The sequence below is a fragment of the Promineifilum sp. (SeqCode) genome, assembly GCF_041918635.1.
In the GTDB taxonomy this organism is placed as follows: Bacteria; Chloroflexota; Anaerolineae; order Promineifilales; family Promineifilaceae; genus Promineifilum.
Genome location: NZ_JAYRVJ010000091.1, coordinates 1 through 5,352 on the forward strand (window position 1 = coordinate 1; position 5,352 = coordinate 5,352).

Annotated in this window: 6 protein-coding genes; 4 read left to right on the forward strand and 2 right to left on the reverse strand. The window is 66.1% G+C overall.

Annotated features, from left to right (window positions below; all coding sequences use genetic code 11):
- The coding region (locus tag ACE3UY_RS02980; RefSeq protein ID WP_374686065.1) for an FAD-linked oxidase C-terminal domain-containing protein at nucleotides 1–1,692 on the forward strand (1,692 nt) is incomplete at its 5' end.
- The gene (locus tag ACE3UY_RS02985; protein ID WP_374686066.1) at nucleotides 1,692–2,093 is read left to right on the forward strand and encodes a protease inhibitor I42 family protein; all 402 of its coding nucleotides are present in this window, start codon (nucleotides 1,692–1,694) and stop codon (nucleotides 2,091–2,093) included. The genes ACE3UY_RS02980 and ACE3UY_RS02985, both read left to right, overlap by 1 nt.
- Nucleotides 2,094–2,151: 58 nt before the next feature.
- Here ACE3UY_RS02985 and ACE3UY_RS02990 read toward each other — a convergent pair whose 3' ends face one another.
- Nucleotides 2,152–3,423: a sugar ABC transporter substrate-binding protein gene (locus tag ACE3UY_RS02990; protein ID WP_374686067.1), complete on the reverse strand. Its 1,272-nt coding sequence runs from the start codon at nucleotides 3,421–3,423 to the stop codon at nucleotides 2,152–2,154.
- Between the two features lie 3 nt (nucleotides 3,424–3,426).
- Nucleotides 3,427–4,257, reverse strand: coding sequence for a carbohydrate ABC transporter permease (locus ACE3UY_RS02995; RefSeq protein ID WP_374686068.1), 831 nt, complete (start codon nucleotides 4,255–4,257; stop codon nucleotides 3,427–3,429).
- A 72-nt stretch (nucleotides 4,258–4,329) separates the two neighbouring features.
- On the opposite strand from ACE3UY_RS02995, the gene ACE3UY_RS03000 reads away from it, so the two are divergent.
- Nucleotides 4,330–4,980 (forward strand): isoprenylcysteine carboxylmethyltransferase family protein, encoded by a 651-nt coding sequence (locus tag ACE3UY_RS03000; protein WP_374686069.1) that lies wholly within the window; start codon nucleotides 4,330–4,332, stop codon nucleotides 4,978–4,980.
- A gap of 37 nt (nucleotides 4,981–5,017) precedes the next feature.
- Nucleotides 5,018–5,352: hypothetical protein (locus tag ACE3UY_RS03005; protein WP_374686070.1), on the forward strand; the 335-nt coding region annotated here is incomplete at its 3' end.

A 5,352-nucleotide genomic window follows, 5' to 3' on the forward strand; every position in this document is an offset into this window, starting at 1 on the left:
GATACGCCGATCTCGTACTATGCCCACGCCAGCGCCGGCTGTCTGCACATTCGTCCGCTGCTCAACACCCGTAGCGCCGCCGACCTGGCGAAGATGCCCGACATCGCCGCCGTCGCCGCCGGCCTGGTAAAAGGGTACGGCGGCGCGCTGTCGAGCGAGCACGGCGACGGACGCACGCGCACCTGGCTCAATGAGGCGTTCTACGGCCCGGAGTTGTACGGTCTGTTCCGGCAGGTCAAGCGCCTCTTCGATCCCCACAACCTGCTCAACCCCGGCGTCATCGTCGATGGCCGGCCCATGACCGACTCGCTGCGCGCCCTCCCCACGGTCGCCGACCGGTCGCGCCTCGATTTCAGCGACTACGAAGGGGATGGCACATCGATTATTCGCATAACTATTCCAGAAACACCAACTACCACCACAACCCCCTACGGGTTCATCCGGGCGATCGAGATGTGCAATGGGGCGGGCATCTGCCGCCAGCGCATCAGGGGGACGATGTGCCCGAGCTTCATGGTGACCCGCGAGGAGGAGCACAGCACGCGCGGCCGGGCCAACGCCCTGCGGGCAGCGCTGTCGGGCGTGCTACCGGTCGAGGAACTAACCAGCCCGCGCATGTACGCCGTGATGGATCTCTGCGTCAGCTGTAAAGCATGCAAGGCGGAGTGCCCGTCGGCGGTCGATATGGCCCGGCTGAAAGCGGAGTTTCTGGCGCGCTACTATGAGGTTCACGGGACGCCGCTGCGCGCCCGGTTGTTCGGTCACGTGGCGGCGCTCAACCGGCTAGGGGGCGACTGGCGCGCGCCGCTGACCAACAGGCTGCTACGGGCGCGTGGAGCCCGGCGGCTGATGGGCTTGGCGACGGAGCGGGCGCTGCCGGTAGTGGCGCGGCAGTCGTTTATGAGGTGGTGGGCGAAGAGAAGCAGGGGAGCAGGGGAGCCGGGGAGCCGGGGCGATGTGGTGGCGCTGGTGATAGACGCTTTCACGAATTATAACTGCCCAGAGGTGGGGATCGCGGCGGTGGAGGTGTTGGAGGCAGCGGGGTGGGCGGTGGAAGCGGTGGCCGTTGATGAGGGGCGGGCGTTCTTTTCCAAGGGACTGGTGGCCGAGGCGCGGCGGGCGGCCGAACGCACCCTACGCGCCCTTGCGCCCCATGCCGAAGCGGGCCGTTCCCTGGTCGGTCTAGAGCCAAGCAGCCTGTTGATGTTGCGCGACGAGTACCTCTACTTGTTGCCCGGCGACCCACACGCGGCTCTGGTTGCCCGACAGGCGCTCACCTTCGAGGAGTTCATCGACGGGCTGGCGGCGGCCGGCGAATTGCGGCTGTCGTTTACTGGCGAACCCCGGCGCGTGCTGTTGCACGGTCACTGCCACCAGAAGGCGCTGGTCGGCACAGAGCCGGCGCGGCGCGTCCTCGGCCTGCCGCCCGGCTATGCGGTGGAGGAAGTAGACTCCGGCTGCTGCGGCATGGCAGGGTCGTTCGGCTATGAGGCGGAACATTACGACATCTCACTGCGCATGGCCGAGCGCCGGCTGCTACCGGCAGTGCGCGCTGCCGCGCCGGAGACGATCATCGTCGCCGCCGGGGTCAGCTGCCGCCAGCAGATCGCCCACGGCAGCGGCCGGGCGGCGCTGCACCCGGCGGAGGTGTTGCGGCAAGCTCTAGCCATACCCCAAGAGGCCATACATTGATGACGTTTAGAACGCTGCTGCTCTCGCTACTCCTGCTCACCACGCTCGTGGCCTGTGGCGGCAACACGCCGCAGGACATCTACATCGCCGACGAGAACGACGACGGCCAGACGGTGGCGATGACCGTCGGTGACGCGTTCCAGTTAAGCCTGCCCGAAAACCGCAGCACGGGCTACGTCTGGAGCATCGTCGTCAACGACGACGCCATCCTGTGGCCCAGCGGCGAGCCGGCTTACGAGATCGAGGGGGAGCCAATGCCCGGCGCGGGCGGCCGGGTGACGTTCACTTTCGAGGCGGTCGGGCCGGGCGCTATCACGTTGGAACTGATCAACGCCCGGCCGGGGGAGACGGCCGTGGAGCCGGCGGACACGTTTGCGCTGGCGGTGACGGTTACGCAGTGAGACTAGACCTGACAGGTGTCGCGCCGCCGAGGCGCGACACCTGTCAGGTCTGAATGCGCTACGGCCGGGCCGCCAGGGCGAAGTACTCTTCCGTCCGATCGCGGGCCAGGACAGCTGCCTCCTCGACGCCGATGTCGCCATAGAAGGCGCGGTCGATCTCCTCCGACGCCGTGCCCTCGATCTCATCCCACGTGCTGAGCAGGGGAACGAGACGCAGGTCGGGGATGGTATCCAGGAAGACGCGGCTGCGCGCCGGCCGTTGCGCCGGGTCCAGAAAGGCCTCGGACTCGGCCACGGCGACGAGCGAGGGAACGGTGCGCCCACTTTGGGCGACGAGCGTCTGTCCCTCCGGCGAGTTGGCGAACTCGATGAAGCGCCAGGCAGCATCCTTGTTGGTCGCGGTGGCCGACAAACAGTAGGCGTCGCTGTGCAGCACGCCGGCCGTTTGCGCGCCGCGCGGCAGCGGGGCGATGTCCCAATCGAAGGCGGCCGATTCGCGATAGGTGGGCGTGCCGCGACGGCTGTTCAGGTACATGGCCGTTGTGCCGGCCACAAAGCGGCTCTCGCTATCCTGCGACGCTTCCGCCAGCCGGTCGGGAACCACGTGATGTACCGTCTGGAGGGCGACGAACCACTCCAGGGCGAGTTGCGCCGGGCGGAGCGTCAGGCCGAGCCGCGTCGGGAAGGCGGCGTCATCCACGATCTCGCCACCGTTCTGCCAGACGAAGGGGGCCAGCCGGTAGAGCGACGCCTCGACCCCGAGGCCGTACTGGTCGATTGTCCCGTCGCCGTCCGTGTCTTGCGTGAGGGCCTGGGCGGCAGCCAGGAAGTCATTCCACGTCCAGTCGTCAGCCGGCTCGGCCACGCCCGCCGCGGTGAAGAGGTCGCGGTTGTAGTACACCACCAGGCTGGAGATGTTCTGGGGGATGCACATGAGCTGGTCGTTCCAGGTGAAGGACTCCAGGGTAATCGGGTAAAAGTCCTCGGCGGCGATGACGTCGCTCTCCGCCAGGTAAGGCCCAAGGGGTTCCAGTTGACCGGCGGCGATGAACGCGCCCGCCCGGCGGAAGCTGAGCAGCGACACGTCGGGCGGCGTGCCGGCGGCGAAATCGGTCGCCAGCTTGGTGCGATAGTCCCCTTGCGAGGGGATGTGCGACAGCGTGACGTCGACTTCGTCCTGAGCAGCCTCGAAGGCTTCGACCAGCGACTCGTAGGCGGCAAACTCCGCCGGGTCGCCAAAGACCATGAAGGACACGGCCTGCGGTTCTGAACGGCAGCCGGCCAGTGCGACAAGGATGAAGAGGATGCCGAACAGCGCCATTTTTCGCATAAGTTAACTATTCTGTTCCTTCTGCGGATTCTGCCTCTCTTTGAGAGCCATCGTGCTGACTATCACCACAATCAAGACTACCGGCAGAAGCGTCGCCCAGAGCGCGCCGGCCATCAGGAGCGAATAGTCCGTCCGGCCGAGTTGCTCCAGCAGTTCGAGGCCAACGGGCAGGGTGTAATCGCGCGCGTCGCTCAGATAGAGCAGCGGCGAGAGAAAGTCTCCCCAATAGAAGATAAAAGTCAAGATGGCGACGGCAAAGGCCGTCGGCCGGGCGATAGGCAACGCCACCCGCCGCCACGTTTCGAGCACACCCGCGCCGTCGATGCGCGCGGCGTCGTAAATAGCCGGCGGGATGCGACGAAAGGCGCGGTAGAACATGAGGACGAAGAAGGGGCTGCTGCCCATGAAAGCGGGGGCAATGAGCGCCCCGATCGAATCGGTCAGCCCCAGGCGACTGTAGACCAGAAAGCGGGCCGGCCACAGGGCGATGGCGGGAACCATCAGGACCAGCAACGAGACGAGCACCCACCGTCTCTGCGACGGGCGCGGCAGCCGGGCCATGGCGTAACCCGCCCAAGAGGCGGTGATCAGAGTCAGGGGCACGGCCAACACCACGACGCGCAGGGAATTGAGGGTGAAGCGGCCAACAGGTAGAACGCGGAATAGCCGGGCGAAGCTGTCGAGCGTGGGCGTGACGGACAGAAACGGAGCCGCCAGCGGTACGCCCGCCGGCCGCAGGGCAGCCCCCATGGCCCACAGCAGCGGCGCGAGGAAGAGCGCGGCGACGGCGAGGCGCAACAGGACGAGGGCGTAACGGCGATTCCGATTGAGCATGATGCGCGCGCCGACGGCGAACGGGCCGTGACGCGCTTATGGTATAATACAGGTAAATGCCCAAGGTGTAACATGACCAATCGCACCAAGTGGCTCATCGCGCTGCCGTTTGTATTCCTAGTCGCCTTCCTCCTGCCGGCGTTAATCGCCCGCGGCTGGTGGTGGTTTGCCAACGATTGGGCTGAGATACTGTTCGTGGCGCTAACAGCTGGCATGTGGCTGGCGGCCACGGCGTTTGTGGACATCGAGCAGCCGCGCGGCCCCCGAGATGCGACCGACAATCTGATCGCTCTGGGTCTCATCGCTGCCGCACCGGCGGCCGTGATTGACCGGGTGTATGGCCTGGCGGCCCGGTTGCCAGTAGGGGTTAGTATCCTCGGTGTAGCGCTAGCGACGGCGGCGATCTTTCTGGGAGTAAGCGCCCGCGTCGCGCTTGGAAGCGCTTTTCGACCCCGGGCTACAGCCGGCCCGGCCGTCCACCTCGTCCGCAGCGGCCCCTACCGGTGGGTGCGTCACCCTTTGTATGCAGCCGCGCTATTATGGGCAACGGGCTGGCCGCTGATCGTCGCCAGCTTCGCGGGCGCGGCTGTGGCGCTGGTCTTTCTGTTGCCAGCTCTCGTACGACGCATGAGCCGCGAGGAGGCCGACCTGCAGCGCGTCCTGGGCGCGACATATGTACACTACTGCCGCCACACATGGCGCTTAGTGCCGTTCCTTTATTAGGTGAGCGAAACGGACATAGAGGGAGCCGAGGTGAATCATGAGCCGCAAGGTAAGAACCGAACAGGACAAGGCCTCCCTGATGAACGCGCTGGCCGATGTGCGCGGTCGAATACTGGCGGAGGCGGAAGCGCTCCCCGACGATGCCCGCCACCGCCCTTTTGTGGGAACCTGGGACGCCGGCGCTCTATTGGCACACCTGATCGGCTGGGATCATACCAACCGGGCGGCCATCGGCGAGGTGTTGAACGGCGCTTTGCCGGAATTCTACGCCCACCACGACCGAGATTGGACAGACTACAATGCGATGCTCGTCGCCCGGCACAAGAAAGACGACTTCGCGGCGCTGCTGGAGGATGTCGCTGCTTCTCATGC

What these genes read in the sequence shown, in the direction of transcription:
- ACE3UY_RS02995 (WP_374686068.1), bottom strand. Translation starts at nt 4,257, where the DNA reads ATGCTCAATCGGAATCGCCGTTACGCCCTCGTCCTGTTGCGCCTCGCC.
- ACE3UY_RS02990 (WP_374686067.1), bottom strand. Translation starts at nt 3,423, where the DNA reads ATGCGAAAAATGGCGCTGTTCGGCATCCTCTTCATCCTTGTCGCACTG.
- ACE3UY_RS02985 (WP_374686066.1), top strand. Translation starts at nt 1,692, where the DNA reads ATGACGTTTAGAACGCTGCTGCTCTCGCTACTCCTGCTCACCACGCTC.
- ACE3UY_RS03000 (WP_374686069.1), top strand. Translation starts at nt 4,330, where the DNA reads ATGACCAATCGCACCAAGTGGCTCATCGCGCTGCCGTTTGTATTCCTA.